Here is a 21,306-nt window from a genome sequence, read left to right as displayed (position 1 = left end):
AGTGGGTCGGAGTAAATTTCCGAACCATCGAATTCAAGACGCTCGTCTTTGACTTCAGGTTTGACACATGCCAATGCCGAAGTTAGGGCCAACCGTAAGGCGGCCTTGACAATAGGCTCAAGATGACGGTGATGATCTTGATCTGGTCGACCGTGGTGTCGCGGGTCACGGCCGTACGGCAGGTGCTCACCGTCTGCGGCAGCCATACAGTCCCGGCATTGTTCAGCCTGCCAGAACTGTTCCCGCGGCTCAAAACGGACCTTAAACCCAAAAGCATCTTGCACCTGTGATTGAAGCAGGATGCACGCTTTCGCAAAAGGTTCAAGAGGGAGAGGTTGTTTTCCGCGTCCTCAGGCGGCGTAGCCGACGCGGCCCTGGTCGATCCATTGACGGGCGGCCTTCTGAGCCTCGGCAATGTCTTCGCGATCCATCTCACGCGACAGTTCACGGCGATAGATGGTCGCTTCGATCGAGCCGCGCATGGCGGCCAGGTTGAACATCATGTGCGCACAAATCAGGTCGACGGGCGCGCCGCCCTGGCCGGTCGAGTACATCATGCCCAGACGAAACAGCTCATCGCCCCCCATGTCCGGGGTCGGCAACAGGATGGTCTTGGTTTCTACAGTTGTGGCAGTCATTGTGATATCGCGCTTTTTGCGCGTCCCCTGAATTGGTTGACAGGTGAAGTTCACCACCGCGCCATGAAATTAAAGTTAATAGCGCGAAGTGTGCTGAATATTTTATGTAAATATTGATTTAACCGTTAATACTTGCGTTTACAATTTCACACATGTTCGTTAATTTTGGGATAAATTGTACGTAATCATCATTTACAAGTCTATAATAATTTGGTTATTACTTCATACGTCAAGTCTATACTGAGTTAACTTGTCAGATTTTGGCGCGGCAACGTCTTCACGTCGCCCAGCAACCAAGGCTCTGTCAACCCGGCCTTAACCGCAAAGCCGGTTCACGCCGCCGGCAAATTGCTGTCACTTTCATTCAGCTTCAGTTCAGCTACGATTTGTCATAAACCTCCCAAGACGATATTTTTATCGCCATGCGTGCCAGATCCGCGCAAAAAAGACCCGGCAGCGGGATGATCTGGCAGGACTGTTGAGGAAAACATGATTAGCAAGATGGCCAAGAAGGCGGCTCCGCTGCTGGCGCTCGGGCTCATTCTCAGTCTGACCTCGGCGCCAAGCTACAGCTTCGCCCGTGAAAAGGAAGAGAATCCGCGCTTCAACCCGGGAAATCGTGGTGGTGATCGCGGTGGCAATCGCAACAGCGACGGCGGCGGTAATCGCAGCAGCGGCGGTGGCACGGCGCCCGCGCCGCGCAGCGACAGCGATCCCGCCCGCAGCACGCCGCCACCACGCAGCGACGCGCCGCCAAGAAGCGCCCCGCAACAACGACGTGATGACGGCAACCGCGGTGGCGGCAATCCGACGGGCTGGAGCGGCCCGCGCGGCGCCGGCGCCGGTCAACGGCCGTCTTTGGGCAATGTCCGTCCCGAGGGCGCGGAAAACCGTGGCATTGGAAATCGTGACGGTGGGCGTGACGGTGGGCGTGATGGCCCGCGTGGCCGCGACCGCGACACTAACGGTGGCGGCCGTCCAGGCCGTGACGGTACGCCGATCAATCGCCCGAACACACCCGACAATAATGGCGGCAATGACGGCGGCGTTCGTCCCGGCGGCAATGGCGGCGGTGGCTGGCAAGGGCGCGACCGCGACAACAACGGTGGCGGCCGTCCAGGCCGTGACGGTACGCCAATCAATCGCCCGCACACACCCGACAATAATGGCGGCGGTGGCTGGCAAGGGCGCGACCGCGACAATAACGGTGGCGGCCGTCCAGGCCGTGACGGTACGCCGATCAACCGCCCGAACACACCCGACAATAATGGCGGTAATGGCGGTGGCTGGCAGGGTCGCGATCGCGACAACGACGGCGGCAACCGCGGTGGCGGTTGGCAAGGCCGTGACCGGGATCGCGACAACGCTGGTGGAAACCGCGGCGGCCGCGATCGTGACCGAGACGGCTGGCAGGGTCGTGACCGCGATCGCGGCAACAACCACAATGGCGGCTGGCAAGGCCGCGACCGTGACCGTGGCGGCGATCATCGCGGCGGCAACCGCCACAGCTGGAAGCGCCAGGGCGGCGACTGGAAGCACCGGCACAACTGGCGCAACGACAGCCGCTGGCACGGATATTCCGGCGTGCGCTGGGGCTTTTACTTCGCGCCATCCTACGGCTATTACAGCGTTCCGTCGTCCTATTACGGCCAGCGCTTCTATGTCGGCGATTATCTGCCGGACTTCTTCCTGCGCTACCGCATCAGCGACCCGACCTATTATGCTCTGCCCTGGCCGCCGGCCGGCTGCGCTTGGTACTGGGTCGGTCAGGATGCGCTCCTGGTCGATACCTATAACGGCGAAATCATCGACGCCGTCTATAATCTCTACTAGTCTGGTATTTGACGACCTTCCCGCCCCCGAAGCTCTCAGCTTCGGGGGTTTTTCCGTGCGGCACGCGGATGAGTCTGGAGCGAGATGGCTTTAGGTAAGATCACCAAACTGCTATTGATGCTTCATGAGCCGCGAAATTTATCCGAAAAGTCGTGTCCACTCTATGGGGTTACCCCCTGGAAAGAGATCCACAGATTTCACAGATTTCACAGGTTAGAGAGAAGAAAAAGCTGCACTATTGACTTCGGCCCGAAGCGCGTTTTCTTCAATCTGTGTAATCTGTGTAATCTGTGGATCCCGTTACCTGACTATCAGGCTTCGGTAGACTTTCGCGTAGCGATCCGGGCGATCGTGCCCCAGGTCAGCTTTCCGCCCGTCAGGGCGCCCTGCTTGAAGGCGCGCCGACCGACCGCGATCATGATTGTCGCCGCCACCGCCATACCGCCAAGCGTCAGGACGATTTCCCATAGCGGCAGGGGTTCGCTCAGACGCAGCGGCATCAGGAAGGGCGTAAAGATCGGTACCCACGACAGCCACTGGATGATCGGCGCATTCGGCGCGCCAATAGCGGCCTGCATGGTCAGCATCGGCACCATCAGCACGATCATCAACGGCCCCATGATCGCCTGGGCATCCTTCTGGGTTTCGCAGAATGCCCCGATAGCAGCGAAGGTAACGCCGAACATCAGGTAGCCACCGATGAAATAGGTCAGCATCAGCGCGACATAGGCCGGCGTAAACAGTCCGGCCAGCCCCGCCTGGATGCTCTGGGCCAGGTCGGGCGGCAGGAAGCTGGCGCCCTGGCTGATCATGAAGAAGCTGGCCCCGCCCCAGATCAGGCCAACCGTCGACAGCACCGCCGCCACGCCCAGAACCTTGCCGATCAGCAGGCTTTCGGTCGAGGCCGAAGCCAGCAGTACCTCCAGCACCTTGCTGGCTTTTTCCTCGATCACCCCACCCAGCAGGATCATCGATGACGAGAAGATGGTAAACCAGGTGACAAAACCCAGCACGATGCCGACGATGCGCGGTCCGTGATCGCGCAGACCGGTGGCAACGAAATCACCCCCTTCGCCCGATACACCGTCTCCGGGAGTCAGGCTGACAACCTCAGCGCGGGCGGCGCGCATCTCGTCGGCCACCACAGGTGTAATGCCGTGCTTGAGCGCGACCTTGCGATACTGAAGGCCCTGCAGATCCCAATAGAGCTTGTCCTGCAGTTGGTTGCGCTGCTCGGGCGTCGACCAGATGCGGAAATGCAGAGTCTCGCCGTCGTCGTCGATAACAACAAGGGTCGTTACCTTGGCATCGGGACTGTCCAGAATGGCCGGAATCCTGGCTTCGGCCGCCGCGCGCGTCATCGATGCGTCGAGACCCGGTGGCAGCGGCACCAGCGCAATGCGTTCCTTGTCGAAGACGGCATTGGCGGCATCGCGTAATGCCGAATTCTCCTCTCCTTTGGCCGGCGTGGCGGCGCGCGCGATGATATCGCGGACCGGCTGCTCGACATTGTCGCCGGTGAGATCAAGAATAGCGACGTTCATGACTTCAACTGGCGCCGAGGTCCGGATCAGCATCGGCACGGCGATGATCAGGGTGAACAGCAAGGGCGCCGTCACGATCGATAGCCAGAAGCCAACGGTGCGGACAAAGGCCAGGTATTCGCGGCGCGCGATCAGCAGGGTCTTACGCATGCTGACCTCCCGTCAGGACGATAAAGGCATCGTGCAGGCTGGGTTCGCGTGCCTCGAAGCGGCGGATATCCAGCCCCTTCAGAAAGGCCGCCTTCAGCGCTTCGTGGGCCGATCGCCCGGGTTCCAGTTCGCAATGCCACAGCGGCACCCCCTCCTCACTGAGGCCGGTTTCGGTGGCCGACTTGATCCCCGGCAAGCCGAGAATATCGGCCTGGGTCAGCGGCCCCTCCAGTTCGAGGAAGCGCGGCGCGGCGGCGCGGGCCTGTTTCAACGTGCCTTCGAACACCTTTTGACCCTTGGTCAGCATCACGACATTCTGGCACAGGCGCTCGGCATGCTGCATGACATGGGTGGAAAACAGCACGGTGGCGCCGCGCCTGGAAATATCGCGAATGATGGTCTCCAGACCTTGCTGGTTCACCGGGTCGAGGCCGGAGAAGGGCTCGTCGAGGATCACTAGTTCGGGCTCATGGACCAGACACGCGACCAGCTGGACCTTCTGCGACATGCCCTTGCTGAGCGCCTGGATCGGCGAATTGATGAAATCACCCAAGCCTTGCGCCTCCAGCATCTCCTTGGCGCGGCGGCGGGCGAGCGACGCCTTGACACCCTTCAACCCCGCCAGGAAGACGATGACGTCGATGGCCTTCATCTTGCGGTACAGGCCACGTTCTTCGGGCAGGAAGCCGATGCGATCGAGCACCTTATCGCCGCGGCCGCCCAAGACGGTAATCTTACCGGCCGATGGCTGGGACAGGCCCAGAATCATCCGCACAGTCGAGGTCTTGCCGGCGCCGTTGGGCCCCAGGAAACCGCAGATCGTACCTTTTTTGACCTCGAAACTGAGATCGCGCACCGCCTGAAAGTCGCCGTAAGCCTTCGACACGTGATCGAGACTTAAGGCCAGATCGCCCGACATCAAGCGCCCCCTGTTGCTATGGACATTCAGCTTATACGGCTTGGCCGGGCATGGGAAGACAGGTTGAATTAACGCATCAACTGGCCGGCACGCCCTACGTCGCTATCCAGCCGACACATTAACACGCTCTCCCTGCGAAAAAGAATAGCCGCCGTCAGGATGTGACGGCGGCTATTCTTTTTTTGCGAAAGCGGTGGCGTCTATTCCACGCCCAGCTTAGCCTTCAGCAGTTCATTCACGGTCGCCGGGTTGGCCTTGCCCTGGGTCGCGCGCATGACCTGGCCGACGAACCAGCCCAGAGCCTGGGGCTTGGTCTTGACCTCGGCCGCCTTGTCAGCATTGGCAGCGATCAGATCGTCGATGGCCTTTTCCAGAGCGCCCGTGTCGTTGTCGGTTTTCAGGTCGTGCTTCTCGACAATCTCGGCCGGGGTGAGAATGCCCTTCTCGTCCCACATGTGCTCGAAGACCTGCTTGGCGATCTTGGACGAAATCACCTTGGTTTCGATCAATTCCACCAAATTGGAAATGTGCTCCGGCGGCAGCGGGCTGTCGGCGATGTCCTGACCGGTTTCGGCCAGGCGCGACAGCAGGCCGTTGGTCACCCAGTTGGCAACTAGTTTGGCGTCACGACCTTTTGCCGCCTGCTCATAATATTCCGCCCGGGCCTGGTCCGAAATCAGTACGCCGGCGTCATAGCACGACAGGCCGTACTGGCTGACGAAACGCGCCTTCTTGTCGTCGGGCAATTCGACCAGATGCCGGCGGATCTCTTCGATCCAGGCTTCCTCGATCTCCAGCGGCAACAGGTCGGGATCGGGGAAGTAGCGGTAATCATGGGCTTCTTCCTTGGAGCGCATGGAGCGGGTCTCGACCTTGACGGCGTCGAACAGACGGGTCTCCTGCAGGATCTTGCCGCCGTCTTCCAGGATCTCGATCTGGCGGCGGGCTTCGAACTCGATCCCCTGCTGCATGAAGCGGAAGGAGTTGACGTTCTTGATCTCGCAGCGCGTGCCGAGCGGCTCGCCCGGGCGGCGGACCGAGACATTGCAGTCGGCGCGCATATTGCCCTTTTCCATGTCGCCATCGCAGGTGCCGAGATAGATCAGGATAGTTCTCAATTTTTTGAAATAGGCCACGGCCTCGTCGGACGAGCGGATATCTGGCTTGGAGACGATCTCCATCAGCGCCGTACCGGCCCGGTTCAGGTCGACATAGGTCGCGCACGGGTCGATGTCATGGATCGACTTGCCGGCGTCCTGTTCCAGGTGCAGGCGTTCGATGCGCACGGTGATGGAGGTGCCGTCATCGCGTTCGACCAGGACCTCGCCCTCGCCCACGATGGGGTGGAAGAGCTGCGAGATCTGATAGCCCTGCGGAAGGTCGGGATAGAAGTAGTTCTTGCGGTCAAAGCGCGAATGGCGGTTGATCTGCGCCTTAAGACCAAGCCCGGTCTTCACTGCCTGCTCGACGCAATAGCGGTTCAACACGGGCAGCATGCCCGGCATGGCGGCGTCGACCAGGGATACCTGCTCATTGGGGCCCGCGCCGAAGCCGACTTTCGCTCCGGAAAACAGCTTGGTGTTGGACGCCACCTGGGCGTGGACTTCCAGGCCGATGACGAGTTCCCACGGGCCAGTGCGGCCCTGGATGAATTTGGCAGGTTCGGCGGGGCGGATATCGAGATCATTGGTCATGAAATGCGATATAGCGATAAGGAAAGGCGCGGGGAAGACCTTAATAGCTGAGTTTACAAACTCCATTATGTCTGACAAAATAATTATCAGACAAATGTGAAACAGGGAGTTCCCAACCATGACCAAGCTGATCCGCCATGCCGGGCTGGCCCTGGCCTTTGTGTGGCTGATGCCGGCCGCCGTCCAGGCGCAAACGCCACCCACCGGCCCGGCCCAGCTGTCCATCGGCACCAGGTTCATCAAGGACTTCTGCCTGGAAGCCCGGCCCGACAGCGCCATGGTCGTCAACAAATGCAATGCGCAGCCGCCCCAGGCCATGGACTATGACGACACCACCGGCCAGATCAAGACGGCCGGCAAGTGCGTAGCGGCGCCCGCCAAGGGCCAGCCGCTGGAACTGACCACCTGCGCCGAAGCTAAGGACCAGTTCTGGACCTTCGAAGGCGACGGCACGCTAAAAAGCGATGCCGGCCTGTGCGCCGACCTGCTCAACTTCGGCAAGAATCCCGGCACCTCGGTCATTGCCTGGGATTGCGCGGCCAGCGACAACCAGAAATTCTTCCTGACCAATATCCGCATCGCCAGGGCGGACAAACCCGCCGGCGAAGCGAAATCTGACCGCTCGGAAAGCGTCAGCGGCATCCCGTCGATCGCCAGCTACTACGCCCAGGGCCTGTGCCTGGAAGCCAGGGGCAGCAACGGCGCCATCTCGATCGAGGTGTGCAGCCGCGCCGCCGGCCAGGACTTCCGCTTCCAGGGCGGCAACAGCGGGGCCATCGTCCAGGGTGATAAGTGTCTGACGTCGATCGCCCAGGGCTCGCCCCTGGAACTGGCGGCGTGCAAGCGCTCGCCCGAAGAAGACTGGACCTTTACCGGTGAAGGCCTGCTGCGCAACCGGGCCAACCTGTGCGCCGACATCCTGCAGTTCCTGAGAGAACCGGGCACAGCCGTCATCGCCTGGGAATGCACCGCGACCGAAAACCAGAAGTGGTACCCGGCCGTGGCGACCAAGTCGGGAGCGTTTACCCTCGGCAGCCAGATCGCCGACAATCTGAAAGCCGGCGGGATTACCACCCTGTCGCTGACACCGGGTTACTCAGCCGGCAATTTTACAGGTGCGGGCGGCAAGTCGCTGTCGGCCGATGCGCAGGGCAATATCACCGGCGGCGATAAAGACACCATCGTTATCGGCGGCGCCGGGGTGCTGACCGTTCGGTTCAAGAACGGATTGGCGGCGCCGGATGTCACCGAAGCCGCCAAGGTGGGGAGCAAGGGTTTGTTGCCGACCGACTGGTCGTTCTTCTCAGGCTCTACCGCGGGCAAGTTCGAACTGAACTGAAGACCCTATATGCCTAACGGAACCGGCGCGGAATGATCTGCGCCGGTTTTTCTTAAAAAATGCGTAAATTCAGTAGTTTTTATCCTCCACCGCTTGCGGGGGAGGATAAGATATTGATCGTCGTTATTTTTCTCTAGTTCTCTTGGGCGAACAATCAAGCCTTCTTGATATTGTTCAAGGTCGCCTGCTGCCCCTTGGTGAAGCCGGTCGCTGCGATCGACTCGACCTTGACCGCTTCCTTCTTGGGCTTGCGGACTTCCTTGTTGCTCTTTTTCTGACCCTTGGCCATGGTGCGACTCCTAAAAGAAGGGACCATGACAGCAATCAGGTCAGAAAGCGCGGAAATTATTCCGACAACGGCCGGGAACTCGGAACATGGGCCCAGAACTCAACCTCAACCGTGGCGCCATAGGCCAGGCTGCTGACGCCGAACGCCGTGCGTACCGGCAACTGCGCCGGGTGGAAATAGGTCTTGTAAAGGCGGTTGAACTCGCCCCATTTGTCGATTTCGGTCAGCATGACCGTCGCCTTGAAGAGGTGCTCGAGCCCCAGGCCGTAGCGCTTCAGGATGTCGGCCGTATTGCTCATGATGAAGCGGACCTCGGCTTCAAAGCCGTCAGCCAGTTTGCCCTTGTCGTCCAGGCCGATCATGGCCGAGAGGTAAAGGACATTGCCGACCTGCACCGCTTCGGAAAATGGCGAACGCGGATGCGGATGCAGGAAATAGGTAATGCCGTCGGCAGGGATCGGATTGATCGTGGGGCGGTCTTCTACATTGCTCATCGGTGTGTCCTTTGCCGGCGCTTTTAGCCAGTTTCGCTTTCACAGGGAAGTCAAAAACAAGTGCCCCGCCGGTTATCCGGCGGGGCCTTGACATACTGTTCATCCGGTTGGATCAGGCGCCGGTGTCGACCTTTTTCGCCCGTCCTATCGCCCACCGGTAGAGTCCGAGGATCCCGAGGAAGGCAAGTACGACTGAAATGATCATGTTAACCGGTTCATGCGGCGCAATGGCCGCAAACGGTCCGGCGAATGGCGCCGGATTTTCCGTCAGCACGATGATACCGGCAAGACCAACCTTCAGCAGGCTCTCTCCGACGATAAAGCCCGAAGCGACGAGGACACCCAGACGCTTTGCCGTCTCACCCCAGTCCTTGCCATTGATCGTCTTGCCGTGGACAAAGCGGTTGTACAGCCAGCCGGCAATGGCGCCAACAATCACCGGCGCGGTTACCGAACTGGGCAAATAGATGGCCAGGCCGACACCCAGGGGCGGCAAGCTGAGTTTCCCCTTGCTGACTTTGCGCAAGATCATGTCAAGTATAACGAGGGCCGCGCCAATCAACACGCCGACACCGAGCAGCCCCCAGTCGAGATCGCCGCCGATAACACCCTTGGCCAGGGTCGAAATAAGCGTTGCCTGAGGCGCCGGCAGAGGGTCATTCGTCACGCCGTGATAGTTGGGATCACCAGCGAAGCCGTTGGAATTGTTGAGAAGTTCAAGAACAGGCGGCACGACCATCGAACCGGCCAGGACACCAATAACCAGGGCCACCTGCTGCTTCCAGGGCGTCGCACCAACCAATTGGCCAGTCTTCAGGTCCTGGAGATTGTCATTGCCGATGACGGCGACGGCGAGGACGACGGTTGTGACCAAAAGTGCAAAAGCCACGAGGGCAGTGCTGGTTTCCGGTCCGGTGACGCCGTAGCCGATGGCGCCAACGACAAGGGCGGCGCCCAGAACGCTGAGGATCGCCAGCCCCGAGACCGGCGAATTGGAAGAGCCGATCAAACCGGCCATGTAGCCACATACCGCCGCCGCCAACAGGCCGGCAACAATGATATAGCCCACACCAACGATCACCAGCGGTGTCGCGACAGAGGCCAGGGGACCACCCGAAAGGAAGCCGGCCAGCAACCATCCCGCCGGAACCAGCGAGATCAGCACCGTCAGACCCATGATCCACACGGGAAGGTCCATGTCGACACGCTCGACCTTCGTGCCCTCGAGCTTTTGGGCACGGTTGGCAGCTACCGCAGCCATGAGTCCGCTCGTCACCGGACCGAGCAGCTTGCCCAGTGTCCAGATGGCTGCGGCACCGATAGCGCCGGCGCCAAGGAACCGCACCTGGGTGCCCCAGGTTGCGCCCGCCTGGGCCTCGGCCGAAAGGCCGGCCACGGGCGCCAGATTGGTCAGAATGGGAACCGCCACGCCCCAGGCGATAAACAGCCCGGCCAGCATGGCCATGCCGACAGTAATCCCCATCAGATGGCCGGCGCCAATCAGAGCCAGCGAAGCTTCACCGGCAAGGCCCGTTGCACCGCTGCCAACCTTGAAGAACTTGGCAACCTCGCCGGCCATCAGCCGGGCGCCGCCAAGGGCGGCATAGACCGCTGATATCACTGAGCCCCAAATGACGGCCCACAACCCGGCCTGGCCTTCGGCGCCGCCCTCGCGCGAGGAGGTGCCGACTTTCAGGACTTCGGCTGCGGCGACCCCTTCAGGATAGGGCAAGGTGGATTTGGTCACCAGCGCGCGACGCAGCGGGACGGTGTACATGACGCCCAGAATGCCACCAATAGCGCAGGCGGCGAAGGTGGTCAGGAAAGGAACCTCCTTCCACCAACCGATCATGATGAGGCCAGGCAAAACGAAGATCACGGAGGCCAGGGTTCCCGCCGCCGAGGCGATGGTCTGGACGATGTTGTTCTCCTGGATGGTCGCCGTCCGAAAGGCCTGCAACAGCGCCATGGAAATGACAGCTGCGGGAATCGAGGTGGCAAACGTCAGACCAACGGTCAGGCCCAGATAGACCTGAGCTGCAGTAAACACCAGGGTGATAAGAATACCGAGGAGAATGCCCCGTACAGTGATTTCCTTGGGCTTGACGGGAAAACTCATCTGAAACTCCGGTTGTATCGCTCGTAACGAGACCGGACTATAGAACGGCCATTAATCGATGCAAGGCCATTATACCAACCCGCGAAAATCTTGACTCATCGTCGGTTGGCAAGCGCGACTGCGCGCCCGAGCTTTTGCGAGGCGCCATTGGGGGGCGCCTGGACCACAATCCGATAAAGTGTGCACCACTCTATCGGATTGCGCTGCTAGAGCGGTATGCGTTTTGATGAAATCAAAACCCCGCTCTAAGTTTTTGTTTTGTCCCGCAATTTATCCGAAAAGTGCGTCACACTTTATCGGATTGCGCAATAATCAATGCCCGATATGGTCGAGGGTCTCTTTTAACTGCTTTTGCAGAGCCTCGCCGGAGTCATTACGCACCCGGCCATCGATAAAGATCTTGCTGATGATGTCCTTGTATTCGCGGTAGTTGCGCAGTTCATAGGCAGCGGCCATCTTGTCGGCGGTAGCACCGTCTGAACGGGCCAATTGCTCCATGATGGCGTGGAAGCGCTTGTAGCGCTCATAACGGTTGCGCTCGGCCTCGACCGACGCAAACCATACCGCCGACCAGGCGATCACGATCAGCGGCAGAACCAGAAGTCCCCACGCCACCATGTCCTCAGGGGTCGACAACATTTTACTCACCGTCCGTAATTTGCGTTGTGCTACGGCGTAAGTTTAAACCAGAAACGGCAGAGAACCCCAAACCATTCGTGTCTGCGGGGTGTAAAATCGGCGTGCTATACCTTATTACCGGAAAATTAACTGTGTTTCCCTCAGGCGGCCGGTGCAGCGGCCTCGGGTTCGTCGAAGAAGATGGCGTCGCAAGTCTCCTGGAACGACTCGACGGTGATTGTGCTGTCTTTCAACATCTCGGGGAAGGCCTGATCGGCCATGGCAATATCCGAGGCCACTTCTTCGTCGGTCTCGCCACTGAATTCCTTGTAGACGCTGACCGCAAAAGCGCGGGCCTTCTGAATTTCGGCCGCCCTGGCGCCAGCCTTGCCCTGGGCGATGAGGGTGTCATAGGTGGCGATGCAACCGATCGACACGGTCAGGACGTCTTCGGTCGTCAGTCCGTCCTCGGCCGGCGGCGCGGCGTCCTGGGCGTGGACAGAGCCGGCGAACGCGGCAAAAAGCACGGCGGCAGCGAGAAATTTCTTCATGGGACCACAAATGCCTTCGGCTTGAGGGTGGAGATATGCCCCCACCCTACCCCCTTAATCGCCGGGTGCAAGACGGATTCGCCGGTTACCACCATTTCGAAGGCTTGGCCGTGAAGGCGGCGGCCTTTTCCAGCGCGGCGCCAACACTGAACACCGTGCCTTCGTCCAGGGCCTTGCCGATAACCTGAAGCCCCAGAGGCAGGCCCTGGCTGTCGAGCCCGGCCGGCACGCTCATGCCCGGCAGTCCGGCCAGGTTGGTCGTCACCGTGAAGACGTCGTTCAGGTACATGGCGACCGGATCGGCAGCCTTGGCCTTGTCGCCCAGCTCGAACGCTGCCGATGGCGTCGCCGGTGTCAGGATGACGTCGCAACTGTTCCACGCATTGGTAAAGTCCTCAGCGATCCGGCGGCGGACCTTCAGGGCCTTTACGTAATAGGCATCGTAGAAGCCGGCCGACAGCACATAGGTGCCGATCATAATGCGGCGCTTGACCTCCTTGCCGAAGCCTTCGGAGCGCGACAGCTCATAGACGTCGGTCAGGGACTGCGCCTTGTCAGTGCGGTGGCCGTAACGCATGCCGTCATAGCGCGCCAGGTTGGAGGAGGCCTCGGCCGGCGCGATGATGTAATAGCACGGCAGGGCGTACTTGGTGTGCGGCAGGGAGATGCGGACGATTTCGGCGCCGGCGTCCTTCAGCCAGGCGATTCCCTGCTCCCACAATGCGTCGATCTCGGCCGGAATGCCGTCAAGACGATATTCGTCAGGAATGCCGATACGAAGGCCTTTCAGCGACTTTTCCAGAAATGACGAAAAGTCCGGCACAGCTACCTGCAGCGAGGTCGAATCCTTGGCATCATACGAGCACATGGATTGCAGCAAGATGGCCGAGTCCGCGACCGTCTTGGTGATCGGGCCGGCCTGGTCCAGCGAAGAGGCAAAGGCCACCATGCCGTAGCGCGAGCAGCGGCCATAGGTCGGCTTGATGCCGACCGTGCCGGTGAAGGCGGCCGGTTGGCGGATAGAGCCGCCGGTGTCCGACGCCGTGGCGGCCAGGCACAGGTCGGCAGCAACGGCTGAAGCCGAACCGCCCGACGATCCGCCAGGGGTCAGGGCGGCGTTTGAGCCGTTCGACTTCCACGGATTGGTCACGGGACCCCAGTGCGAGGTTTCGTTCGACGAGCCCATGGCGAACTCGTCCATGTTGAGCTTGCCCAACATGACAGCCCCGTCGTCCCACAGGTTCTGGGTGACGGTCGATTCGTAGGTCGGGATGAAGTTGCTCAGGATGCCCGAACAGGCGGTGGTGCGCACGTCCTTCGTGCAATACAGATCCTTGATGCCGAGCGGCGCGCCTTCGAGACGGCCGCCCTCGCCTTTCGCCAGTCTGGCGTCGGAGGCCGCGGCCTGGGCACGGGCCTTGTCGAAGGTGGTTTCAACAAAGGCGTTCAGCGTCGGATTGGCGGCCTGAATAGCGCCGATAAAGGCCTCGGTCAGTTCGCCAGACGAGAACTGCTTCGTCTTCAGACCGTCGAGGGCGTCCTTCAAGCTCAGTTGCGTCAGGTTGCGCATTATTCCACCACCTTCGGCACGATGAAAAAGCCCTCAGCCGATTTCGGTGCGTTGGCGACAACCTGGGCGACCTTGTCACCGTCGTTGACGACGTCTTCGCGCAGCGGCGTCGGTTGCTCGACCGCGGTGGTCATGGGCTCGACGCCGGCGACATCGACCTCGTTGAGTTGCTCGATCCAGCCCAGAATGCCGTTCAATTCGCCGGCCAGGGCTTCGAGGCGCTCTTGCGGCTCACGCAGGCGCGACAGGCTCGCCACTTTTTTGACGGTTGCCACATCAATGGCCATCATCGCACTCCTTAAATCTATGGCGAGACCGGTTAGCGACTGGGCGGGAACTTGGCAAGATGTATGTCGCGGAAGCCCAACAGATTTCAGGCCGCGTCCCGGGGAGGAGACGCGGCCTGAACAGGACGGCGGGACGCTGTGCGGAGGACATCACCTCCCGAAAGTCCTTATCTGTCGTTACGGGCGTAGCTTTGCGCCGTCGCGCCGGCATTGGCGTGGACCTGACTCAGGGCCGGGCTGTTCAGGTCAGCGACGGCGCCGACAAGGGCGCGCTGGACGCAGTCCCGGTCCTGGGCCAGGACCCAGGCCGGTGCATCACCATCAACCTGGCAAACCTCGGCGGCGACTTTTTCCAGGCGGACATAGACCTGAGCGGCGCGATATTCGTCGCGCAGGTCGTTGTGATCGATAGAAACGGTTTTGACCGCGTGACCGTTTTTGATGCGCAGTGTCTCGGCGCTGGCCGAAACTGCGGAGAAGGTCAAGGTGGCCAAAGCCACAGTGGCAAGGATCGAATAGGCTTTCATGTTGGGCTCCTGTGCAAGTGTAAAACTCTACTTCCTCACTCATACACAAGTATTAAATTGAATAAAACATGATTTTTCTTAAATATTCTCCATATATTTAAAGTATTTAATGAACGACATTTAATAAAAAAAGAGCGCACCGTGCAAGGTGCGCTCTTCACTTCATCGGCGGATCAGACAGCTTATCTTTGCGACGTTACGGTGCGAACAGCCGCCACCTGGGTTGCTTCGGCATTAACTGCGTCGAGGCGGGCCAGTTCCTGGCTGCCGATCTGACCGACGGCCTCGCTGACGGCATCCTTGTCGCAGGTGCGGCTTTCGCCGACACAGACACGGGCCGCGGCGTATTGCAGGCTGCGGTAGAAGGCCCTGGCCTGCGCCGGGTTGTCGAGATTGACGCCATCGACGCTGATCACTTCCTGGCGGGGGCTATCGTCGCCCATGGTGACCTGGAAGCCACCGGCGAAGGCGGACGTCGCGGTCAGGGTGGCGACAGTGGCAAAAGCGAGCGCGGTAAAGGTGTGGGACATGGTGTAAATTCCTCAGTTGCTTGATGGTGGGTACTGAAGTCTGAATACACAAGCGTTCAAGCAAATGCACGATGATTATTATTAAATCGACTTCATATATTACAATCATTACAGACATTAACTTGCCGTAATGAATTAAATTATCGTAACATCAAGTAAAGAGATTGCTACTGCAATAATTGCACTTGCCGCCGGCCGCATTGGTTGACTCGGCTGGGGCTTGGCGTCAAACCGGCGCCATGGCCGTTATCGACATCACCGAACTAAGAGCCGCCCTCCCGCCGCGCCGCGCCCTGCTGGGTCTGGACCTGGGTGAAAAGACCATCGGCGTCGCCGTGTCCGATATCTCGCTGACCCTTGCCTCGCCCCTGGAGTTGATTCGCAAGACGAAGTTCACATTGGAGGCCGAGCGGCTCTTCCACCTGATGCAGGTGCGTGAGGTGGATGGCCTCGTTATCGGCCTGCCGGTCAATATGGACGGCAGCGAAGGCCCGCGCGCCCAGTCGTGCCGGGCGTTCGCGCGGAACCTCTTGCGCCTTCGTGACATCCCCATCGCTTTCTGGGACGAACGCTGGTCGTCCGCAGCAATGAACCGCTTTCTGATCGAAGAAGCCGACCTGTCGCGCGCCAAACGCGCCGAAGTCATCGACCGCAACGCCGCTGCCTATATATTGCAGGGCGCGCTGGACCGTATCAGAGGCGGTGAAGCATGAAGATGCTGAACCTGTTAACAGCGCCCACCAAAAGAACGTCCTGGGCGCCGGCGATCGTTCGCCGCCCCCGCGGAGGCGTGAGCGAAGCGAACTGCGGTGAGGGCAAACAATGACGCTGATGACGATCCTCAACGGGATTGTCCCGGTCTTCCTGCTGATCGTATTGGGTTATGGCCTGAAAAAGTCGGGTTTCCTGCCATCGAATGTATGGAGACCGATCGAGAAGTTCGCCGTCTATGTCCTCTATCCCGGCTTTCTGATCCCGGCCATCTGGCATGCCGACCTGGGCGGATTTGCTGCCGGTCCTGTCAGCCTGGCCGTCGTCGGCGCGCTGTTGATCGGCTCGGCCGTGGGCTTCGGTTTGAAACCCATCCTCAACCTGCCGGGTCCGACCTTCACCAGTGTCTTCCAGGGGCTGATCCGCTTCAATTCGTTCGTCTTTATTCCGGTGGCCGCTGTCATCTTCGGTGACCGCGCCACCGCCATCGCCGCCGTCGCTATCAGCGCGCTGATCCCGGCATCGAACATGATCAGCATCCTGGTCCTGGCCCAGTGGGGTGAGCCCGAAGGCGATCCGCCGGCGCGGACGCCGTTGTGGATGGCCAGGACCCTGATGACCAACCCGATCTTTGCCTCCTGCCTGATCGGCTTGAGCTTCAACGTCCTGAAGGTGCCATCGCTCCCGTTTGCCGAACGTTCGCTGACCATGCTGGGCCAGGCGGCCATTCCGACCGGGTTAATCCTTGCCGGGGCAGGCTTAAGCTTCGGCTATGTATTCCGTAAGCCCATCCTGGTAACCTCGGTATCGTTGTTCAAGGTCCTGGTCATGCCGGTCCTGGCCTGGGGCATCTGTTACGCCTTGGGCGGCGATGCCCTGGCGCAGGGTGTGGCTCTGGCGTGTGGCGCGGCGCCATGTGCCGCGGCGGCCTATGTTCAGGCGCGCCATATGGGCGGAGACGCCCCGCTGATGGCCGGCATTGTCGCCATGACCACAACTCTAAGCGCCTTCACCCTGCCGCTGCTGCTGACGGTGTTTCACCTGCAATAAATTCACAGCAAACTGCAACCGCCACCCTGACAAAGTGGCGCAGCCACACCATATGCGCGGAGTCCGAACACAAGGATCTCCCCATATGACAACCGCCAAAGCCTATGCCGCGCTTTCCCCCAAAGCGCCGCTGGAACCGTTTAGCTTCGAACGCCGCGCCCCCAACGAAGACGATGTCGTCATCGATATTCTCTACAGTGGCATCTGCCACTCTGACATCCACCAGGTCCGCGATGAGTGGTTCCCCGGCATCTACCCGATGGTGCCCGGCCATGAAATCGTCGGCAAGGTCCGACAGGTCGGCGCCAAGGTGTCGCGCTTCAAGGAAGGCGATACGGTCGGCGTCGGCTGCTTCGTCGATTCCTGCATGAAATGCCAGCAGCGCGACGTCGACCGCGAACAATATATGATGGACCAGCTGGCCCAGACCTATAACAGCCTCGACCGCGACGGCCTGCCGACCTATGGCGGCTATTCCGACCATATCGTGGTCAAGGAAGGCTACGTCCTGTCGGTGCCAGGCAACCTGGACCTGGCCGGCGCGGCGCCCCTGCTCTGCGCCGGCATTACCCTCTACTCGCCGCTGCGCCACTGGAATGCCGGGCCGGGCAAGAAGGTGGCTATCGTCGGGTTGGGCGGTCTCGGCCATATGGGCGTCAAGCTGGCCCATGCCATGGGCGCCGAAGTCACGGTGCTGAGCCAGTCGCTGTCCAAGAAGGACGACGCCCTGAGGCTGGGTGCCGATCACTACTATGCCACCAATGATCCGGAGACCTTCACCAAACTGGCAGGTTCGTTCGACCTGGTCATCAATACGGTATCGGCCCAGATCGACTGGAACGCCTATCTCAATCTGCTGACGATCGACGGCACCATGGTGCTGGTCGGCGTGCCGGAAAATCCGGTGCCCGTCCATGCCTTCTCGCTGATCATGGGACGGCGGTCGCTGGCCGGGTCGTGCATCGGCTCGATCAAGGAAACCCAGGAAATGCTGGATTTCTGCGGCGAGCACAACATCGTCTCGGATATCGAACTGATCGATATCAAGGATATCAACACCGCCTATGAGCGGGTTATCAAGTCCGATGTTCGCTACCGCTTCGTGATCGATATCGCTTCTTTGAAGTAGGTGCCAGAGCTCCGCCGGTCAGCCGGCGGAGCCTTTTTCCAGCAACCGATCCAGTTCGCCGCCCGAGGTCAGCCCGGCGACAAAGCCGAAGCTCTCGTCTGTCGCTGCTTTCAGGAAGGCCGTCATGGCCGCAGAATGCAGCAGACTGCCCAGGCTGATACGCCGGACGCCAAGGGCCGCCAGTTCCGACACCGTCAGCGGCACCTTCCCCATCCCGCCCAAAGCGTTGACCGGACGGTCGACCTCACGCAGCAGTGCAGCGAACTCTTCGGCTGTACTTAAGCATGGCGCATACAAGACATCGGCCCCGGCCTCCTGATAGGCTTGCAGGCGGCGGACGGTGTCGGCGAAATCGGGCCGGCCGCGCAGATAGTTCTCGCACCGCGCCACCAGTTGAAACGGAAAGTCCAGAGCCCGTGCCGCTTCGGCCGCGGCACGAATGCGGTCAGCCGCAGCTTCGATATCGTAGAAGGTTCCGTCGGCGCGCCAGTCCTCGATCGAACCGCCGACCAGGCCGGCTTGCGCACCCTGACGAATCGTCTCGGCGCAATCCTCCGGCGTCGGACCGAAGCCGTCCTCCAGATCGGCCGCCAGCGGCAGGTCGGTCGCTTCGGCCAGGTCACGGCAATGGGCAAGGACATGGTCACGGCCGGCCTTGTAATCGACCACCCCGATCGACCGGGCATAGCCCGCGCTGGTCGTCGTCAGGGCTTTGAAGCCCAGCCCGGCCAGCATCCGTGCCGAGCCACGGTCCCAGGGATTGGGAATCACGAAACAGCCCGTTTCATGCAGAGCTGTGAACTCGGCTGCTTTTTCCGACTGGCTTTTCATGAAACTGTCATCCTTCCGCTTGTGCTTTGGGTCATTATTGGCGAAAAGGCCGCAAACGTGGAATTCGAGATGTCCCCCAGCGACTCAAATGTCAACGACCTGATCGGCGCGCGGCTGACCGCCTTTCCCAAGCGCCACTTTCTGGCCGCCCAGGACCTGGATCCGCCCGACATCATGGCCCTGCTGGACCTGGCCGACGTCTTTGTCGACCTGAACCGTCAGACCACCAAGAAGCTGGACCTGCTCAAGGGCCGCACCCTGGTCAACATGTTCTTCGAGAACTCGACGCGGACCCAGTCCAGCTTCGAGATCGCCGGCAAACGCCTGGGCGCCGACACCATCAATATGAGCATGAAAAGTTCTTCGGTGGCCAAGGGCGAGACCCTGATCGACACGGCTGTGACCTTGAACGCCATGAAGCCCGACCTCCTGGTTGTGCGCCATTCAGCTTCGGGCGCGGCGGCGTTGCTGTCGCAGAAGGTCGGCTGTTCGGTGATCAATGCCGGCGACGGCCAGCATCAACACCCGACCCAGGCCCTGCTCGACATGTTGTCGATCCGCCGGGCGTTTGGCCATGTCGACGGCCTGACCATCGCCATCTGTGGCGATGTCGCCCACAGCCGCGTCGCCCGCTCCAACCTCATCCTGCTCAGCAATATGGGCGCCAATGTCCGACTGGTCGGGCCGCCGACCCTGATCCCTGGCGATGCCGACCAGTGGGGTGTTGAGGTTTTTCACGACATGCGCGAAGGCATTGCCGGCGCCAACGTGGTGATGATGCTGCGTCTGCAACTGGAGCGCATGGATGGCGCCTTCATCCCATCAGCGCGGGAATATTACCGCTTCTTCGGCCTCGATCGCGAAAAGCTGGTCGTGGCGGCGAAAAATGTCCGCGTCATGCACCCTGGGCCGATGAACCGCGGCATCGAGATCGACTCCGAAGTCGCCGACGACCTGTCGGTGTCGCTGATCCAGGACCAGGTCGAGATGGGCGTCGCCGCCCGCATGGCGGTGCTGGCCTCGCTGTCCGCCCGGCTGGAGAACGATCGATGAGACTCAACGGGGCTAAGTTCGAGGATACCTCGCCCCTTCTCCTCTCCACGCAGTGGGGAGGGGGAGTTTGCAACTTCGTTCTCGATAACCTTGCCAAAAGTGTGAAGTGGGGAACTGGACAATGACAACCTCCTCCGCGATTGCTTTCGTCAATGCCCGCCTGGTCGATCCGGCCAGCAATTATGACGGCCCCGGCTCGGTCATCATCGCCGACGGCGTCATCACCGATGTCATCCACGGTGAACAGCCGCCCGCCGGACAGGTCGGCATGAGAGTCATCGACTGCGTCGGCAATGCCGTCATGCCCGGTCTGATCGACATGCGGGTCAAGACCGGCGAGCCCGGCTCGGAGCCCAGGGAAACTCTCAAATCGGCCAGCCTGGCCGCCGCCGCCGGCGGCGTGACCAGCTTCGTCGTCCAGCCCGATACCGATCCGGTGATCGACGGACCGGCCATGGTCGACTTCATCCTGCGCCGGGCCCGCGACATCGAGCTGGTCCACGTCTACCCCGCTGGCGCCGCCACCAAGGGCTCCGACGGCAAGCACCTGGCCGAAATCGGCCTGATGGTCCAGGCCGGCGCGCTCTATTTCACCGATGTCGACCGCCCCGTCGTCAACAGCAAGATCCTCAGCCGCGTCCTGACCTATGCCAACGGGTTCAATGCCCTGATCGCCCACCGCCCCAAGGAGCCGTGGCTGTCCGAAGGCGCCGTCGCCACGTCGGGCGAAATGGCCATGCGCATGGGCCTGGCCTCGGTGAGCGCCCTGTCCGAGCGCATTGCCCTGGAGCGCGACCTGGCTCTGGTCGAACTCACCGGCGCGCGCTTCCTGGTCGACCAGATCTCGACGCGCGAAGGCCTGACCTCGCTGGAACGCGCCAAGGCCAAGGGGCTGGAGGTCTATGCCTCGGTCAGTATCAACCACCTGATGTTCAACGAGATCGACATCGGCGACTACCGCACCTTTTACCGGCTCGATCCGCCGCTGCGCTCGGAAAACGACCGCCAGGCCCTGGTGGCGGCGCTGGAAAACGGCTTGATCGATGTCGTCGTGTCCAACCATTGCCCGGCGCCGGCCGAGGACAAGCGCCTGCCCTTCTCCGAAGCCGCACCGGGCGCTATTGGGCTGCAAACCCTGCTGCCGGCCCTGATCGGCCTGCATCTCGACGCTGAGGTACCTTTGCTGGAGCTGATCCGCGCCGTGACCATTAACCCGGCCCAGATCCTGGGTCTGGCGGCCGGGCGGCTGGCCCAGGGCGCGCCTGCCGACCTGATTCTGGTCGACATTGACGCGCCGTTTGCGTTGCGCGAACGCGACATCCTGTCGAAATCGAAGAACTCGCCCTTTGAGAATCGCACACTACAGGGCAAGGTGCTCAAAACCTTTGTGGACGGACGTCTCGTCTACGAACACGGTTAACCAGGCAGGT

The 21,306-nt window shown here is 60.8% G+C and carries 22 protein-coding genes; 8 read left to right on the top strand and 14 right to left on the bottom strand.

All coding sequences use genetic code 11. The features are described 5' to 3' along the window. Positions 1 to 131: 131 nt before the first annotated feature. Entirely contained in the window at positions 132 to 290 is a 159-nt protein-coding gene (locus ABAC402_RS40290) for a hypothetical protein (RefSeq protein ID WP_155847414.1), read from the top strand. Between the two features lie 60 nt (positions 291 to 350). Here the strand turns inward: ABAC402_RS40290 and ABAC402_RS33605 are convergent, their stop codons facing one another. Beyond that, a complete protein-coding gene (locus ABAC402_RS33605) occupies positions 351 to 638 on the bottom strand; it encodes a hypothetical protein (RefSeq protein ID WP_023450234.1) in 288 nt (95 codons plus the stop codon). A gap of 489 nt (positions 639 to 1,127) precedes the next feature. Here ABAC402_RS33605 and ABAC402_RS40945 point away from each other — a divergent pair, with 489 nt between their 5' ends. Continuing rightward, entirely contained in the window at positions 1,128 to 2,471 is a 1,344-nt protein-coding gene (locus ABAC402_RS40945) for an RcnB family protein (RefSeq protein WP_023450233.1), read from the top strand. 311 nt (positions 2,472 to 2,782) lie between these two features. On the opposite strand, the gene ABAC402_RS33600 is transcribed toward ABAC402_RS40945, so the two are convergent. The 3 genes from ABAC402_RS33600 to gatB all read right to left on the bottom strand — a co-directional run bounded on the left by ABAC402_RS33600 (position 2,783) and on the right by gatB (position 6,778). Beyond that, the gene (locus tag ABAC402_RS33600) at positions 2,783 to 4,165 is read right to left on the bottom strand and encodes an ABC transporter permease (RefSeq protein ID WP_023450232.1); all 1,383 of its coding nucleotides are present in this window, start codon (positions 4,163 to 4,165) and stop codon (positions 2,783 to 2,785) included. Continuing rightward, complete coding sequence (locus ABAC402_RS33595) at positions 4,158 to 5,084, bottom strand: ABC transporter ATP-binding protein (RefSeq protein WP_023450231.1); 927 nt, start codon at positions 5,082 to 5,084, stop codon at positions 4,158 to 4,160. Before ABAC402_RS33595 ends, ABAC402_RS33600 begins: the two co-directional genes overlap by 8 nt. Positions 5,085 to 5,284: 200 nt before the next feature. Beyond that, positions 5,285 to 6,778 carry an Asp-tRNA(Asn)/Glu-tRNA(Gln) amidotransferase subunit GatB gene (gene gatB, locus ABAC402_RS33590; RefSeq protein WP_031235755.1) on the bottom strand — a complete coding sequence of 498 codons (1,494 nt, stop codon included), beginning with the start codon at positions 6,776 to 6,778 and terminating at the stop codon, positions 5,285 to 5,287. 118 nt (positions 6,779 to 6,896) lie between these two features. Here gatB and ABAC402_RS33585 point away from each other — a divergent pair, with 118 nt between their 5' ends. Next, positions 6,897 to 8,117: an RICIN domain-containing protein gene (locus ABAC402_RS33585; protein ID WP_023450229.1), complete on the top strand. Its 1,221-nt coding sequence runs from the start codon at positions 6,897 to 6,899 to the stop codon at positions 8,115 to 8,117. A gap of 154 nt (positions 8,118 to 8,271) precedes the next feature. Here the strand turns inward: ABAC402_RS33585 and ABAC402_RS41135 are convergent, their stop codons facing one another. From ABAC402_RS41135 to ABAC402_RS33545, 9 genes are all read right to left on the bottom strand, one after another. Further along, complete coding sequence (locus ABAC402_RS41135) at positions 8,272 to 8,406, bottom strand: hypothetical protein (protein ID WP_023450228.1); 135 nt, start codon at positions 8,404 to 8,406, stop codon at positions 8,272 to 8,274. 56 nt (positions 8,407 to 8,462) lie between these two features. Next, a complete protein-coding gene (locus tag ABAC402_RS33580; protein WP_023450227.1) occupies positions 8,463 to 8,900 on the bottom strand; it encodes a RidA family protein in 438 nt (145 codons plus the stop codon). 112 nt (positions 8,901 to 9,012) lie between these two features. Then, entirely contained in the window at positions 9,013 to 11,019 is a 2,007-nt protein-coding gene (locus ABAC402_RS33575) for an OPT family oligopeptide transporter (protein WP_023450226.1), read from the bottom strand. Between the two features lie 312 nt (positions 11,020 to 11,331). Continuing rightward, positions 11,332 to 11,658 (bottom strand): hypothetical protein, encoded by a 327-nt coding sequence (locus ABAC402_RS33570; RefSeq protein ID WP_031235754.1) that lies wholly within the window; start codon positions 11,656 to 11,658, stop codon positions 11,332 to 11,334. A 140-nt stretch (positions 11,659 to 11,798) separates the two neighbouring features. Next, a complete protein-coding gene (locus ABAC402_RS33565) occupies positions 11,799 to 12,188 on the bottom strand; it encodes a hypothetical protein (RefSeq protein WP_023450224.1) in 390 nt (129 codons plus the stop codon). An 85-nt stretch (positions 12,189 to 12,273) separates the two neighbouring features. Beyond that, positions 12,274 to 13,758, bottom strand: a complete 1,485-nt coding sequence (gene gatA / locus ABAC402_RS33560) for an Asp-tRNA(Asn)/Glu-tRNA(Gln) amidotransferase subunit GatA (protein ID WP_023450223.1) — start codon at positions 13,756 to 13,758, stop codon at positions 12,274 to 12,276. Further along, positions 13,758 to 14,045 (bottom strand): Asp-tRNA(Asn)/Glu-tRNA(Gln) amidotransferase subunit GatC, encoded by a 288-nt coding sequence (gene gatC, locus ABAC402_RS33555; RefSeq protein WP_031235753.1) that lies wholly within the window; start codon positions 14,043 to 14,045, stop codon positions 13,758 to 13,760. The genes gatA and gatC overlap by 1 nt, the downstream gene beginning before the upstream one ends. Before the next feature lie 167 nt (positions 14,046 to 14,212). After that, on the bottom strand, positions 14,213 to 14,572 hold the full coding sequence (locus ABAC402_RS33550) for a UrcA family protein (protein ID WP_023450221.1): 360 nt from the start codon (positions 14,570 to 14,572) through the stop codon (positions 14,213 to 14,215). A 182-nt stretch (positions 14,573 to 14,754) separates the two neighbouring features. Further along, positions 14,755 to 15,102 carry a UrcA family protein gene (locus ABAC402_RS33545; protein WP_023450220.1) on the bottom strand — a complete coding sequence of 116 codons (348 nt, stop codon included), beginning with the start codon at positions 15,100 to 15,102 and terminating at the stop codon, positions 14,755 to 14,757. Positions 15,103 to 15,341: 239 nt separating this feature from the next. Between ABAC402_RS33545 and ruvX the strand changes: the two genes are divergently transcribed. The 3 genes from ruvX to ABAC402_RS33530 all read left to right on the top strand — a co-directional run bounded on the left by ruvX (position 15,342) and on the right by ABAC402_RS33530 (position 17,992). After that, positions 15,342 to 15,815 carry a Holliday junction resolvase RuvX gene (gene ruvX / locus ABAC402_RS33540; protein ID WP_023450219.1) on the top strand — a complete coding sequence of 158 codons (474 nt, stop codon included), beginning with the start codon at positions 15,342 to 15,344 and terminating at the stop codon, positions 15,813 to 15,815. A 109-nt stretch (positions 15,816 to 15,924) separates the two neighbouring features. After that, positions 15,925 to 16,863: an AEC family transporter gene (locus ABAC402_RS33535; RefSeq protein WP_023450218.1), complete on the top strand. Its 939-nt coding sequence runs from the start codon at positions 15,925 to 15,927 to the stop codon at positions 16,861 to 16,863. An 85-nt stretch (positions 16,864 to 16,948) separates the two neighbouring features. After that, entirely contained in the window at positions 16,949 to 17,992 is a 1,044-nt protein-coding gene (locus tag ABAC402_RS33530) for an NAD(P)-dependent alcohol dehydrogenase (protein WP_023450217.1), read from the top strand. A gap of 18 nt (positions 17,993 to 18,010) precedes the next feature. Here the strand turns inward: ABAC402_RS33530 and ABAC402_RS33525 are convergent, their stop codons facing one another. Continuing rightward, positions 18,011 to 18,823, bottom strand: coding sequence for an isocitrate lyase/phosphoenolpyruvate mutase family protein (locus ABAC402_RS33525; RefSeq protein ID WP_023450216.1), 813 nt, complete (start codon positions 18,821 to 18,823; stop codon positions 18,011 to 18,013). Positions 18,824 to 18,892: 69 nt separating this feature from the next. On the opposite strand from ABAC402_RS33525, the gene ABAC402_RS33520 reads away from it, so the two are divergent. After that, entirely contained in the window at positions 18,893 to 19,876 is a 984-nt protein-coding gene (locus ABAC402_RS33520; RefSeq protein ID WP_031235752.1) for an aspartate carbamoyltransferase catalytic subunit, read from the top strand. Positions 19,877 to 19,997: 121 nt separating this feature from the next. Then, positions 19,998 to 21,296, top strand: coding sequence for a dihydroorotase (pyrC, locus tag ABAC402_RS33515; protein WP_023450213.1), 1,299 nt, complete (start codon positions 19,998 to 20,000; stop codon positions 21,294 to 21,296). The last annotated feature ends 10 nt before the right edge of the window (positions 21,297 to 21,306 follow it).

Source organism: Asticcacaulis sp. AC402 (genome assembly GCF_000495835.1).
GTDB lineage: Bacteria > Pseudomonadota > Alphaproteobacteria > Caulobacterales > Caulobacteraceae > Asticcacaulis.
This window is presented reverse-complemented; position numbering and strand designations above follow the sequence as displayed.

Coding starts and splice junctions, on each gene's coding strand:
- ABAC402_RS33575 (WP_023450226.1), bottom strand. CDS start 11,019: ATGAGTTTTCCCGTCAAGCCCAAGGAAATCACTGTACGGGGCATTCTC.
- ABAC402_RS40945 (WP_023450233.1), top strand. CDS start 1,128: ATGATTAGCAAGATGGCCAAGAAGGCGGCTCCGCTGCTGGCGCTCGGG.
- ABAC402_RS33570 (WP_031235754.1), bottom strand. CDS start 11,658: ATGTTGTCGACCCCTGAGGACATGGTGGCGTGGGGACTTCTGGTTCTG.
- ABAC402_RS41135 (WP_023450228.1), bottom strand. CDS start 8,406: ATGGCCAAGGGTCAGAAAAAGAGCAACAAGGAAGTCCGCAAGCCCAAG.
- ABAC402_RS33530 (WP_023450217.1), top strand. CDS start 16,949: ATGACAACCGCCAAAGCCTATGCCGCGCTTTCCCCCAAAGCGCCGCTG.
- ABAC402_RS40290 (WP_155847414.1), top strand. CDS start 132: ATGATCTTGATCTGGTCGACCGTGGTGTCGCGGGTCACGGCCGTACGG.
- ABAC402_RS33545 (WP_023450220.1), bottom strand. CDS start 15,102: ATGTCCCACACCTTTACCGCGCTCGCTTTTGCCACTGTCGCCACCCTG.
- gatC (WP_031235753.1), bottom strand. CDS start 14,045: ATGGCCATTGATGTGGCAACCGTCAAAAAAGTGGCGAGCCTGTCGCGC.
- ABAC402_RS33550 (WP_023450221.1), bottom strand. CDS start 14,572: ATGAAAGCCTATTCGATCCTTGCCACTGTGGCTTTGGCCACCTTGACC.
- ABAC402_RS33535 (WP_023450218.1), top strand. CDS start 15,925: ATGACGCTGATGACGATCCTCAACGGGATTGTCCCGGTCTTCCTGCTG.
- ABAC402_RS33520 (WP_031235752.1), top strand. CDS start 18,893: ATGTCCCCCAGCGACTCAAATGTCAACGACCTGATCGGCGCGCGGCTG.
- ruvX (WP_023450219.1), top strand. CDS start 15,342: ATGGCCGTTATCGACATCACCGAACTAAGAGCCGCCCTCCCGCCGCGC.
- ABAC402_RS33585 (WP_023450229.1), top strand. CDS start 6,897: ATGACCAAGCTGATCCGCCATGCCGGGCTGGCCCTGGCCTTTGTGTGG.
- pyrC (WP_023450213.1), top strand. CDS start 19,998: ATGACAACCTCCTCCGCGATTGCTTTCGTCAATGCCCGCCTGGTCGAT.
- ABAC402_RS33525 (WP_023450216.1), bottom strand. CDS start 18,823: ATGAAAAGCCAGTCGGAAAAAGCAGCCGAGTTCACAGCTCTGCATGAA.
- ABAC402_RS33600 (WP_023450232.1), bottom strand. CDS start 4,165: ATGCGTAAGACCCTGCTGATCGCGCGCCGCGAATACCTGGCCTTTGTC.
- ABAC402_RS33565 (WP_023450224.1), bottom strand. CDS start 12,188: ATGAAGAAATTTCTCGCTGCCGCCGTGCTTTTTGCCGCGTTCGCCGGC.
- ABAC402_RS33605 (WP_023450234.1), bottom strand. CDS start 638: ATGACTGCCACAACTGTAGAAACCAAGACCATCCTGTTGCCGACCCCG.
- ABAC402_RS33580 (WP_023450227.1), bottom strand. CDS start 8,900: ATGAGCAATGTAGAAGACCGCCCCACGATCAATCCGATCCCTGCCGAC.
- gatB (WP_031235755.1), bottom strand. CDS start 6,778: ATGACCAATGATCTCGATATCCGCCCCGCCGAACCTGCCAAATTCATC.
- ABAC402_RS33595 (WP_023450231.1), bottom strand. CDS start 5,084: ATGTCGGGCGATCTGGCCTTAAGTCTCGATCACGTGTCGAAGGCTTAC.
- gatA (WP_023450223.1), bottom strand. CDS start 13,758: ATGCGCAACCTGACGCAACTGAGCTTGAAGGACGCCCTCGACGGTCTG.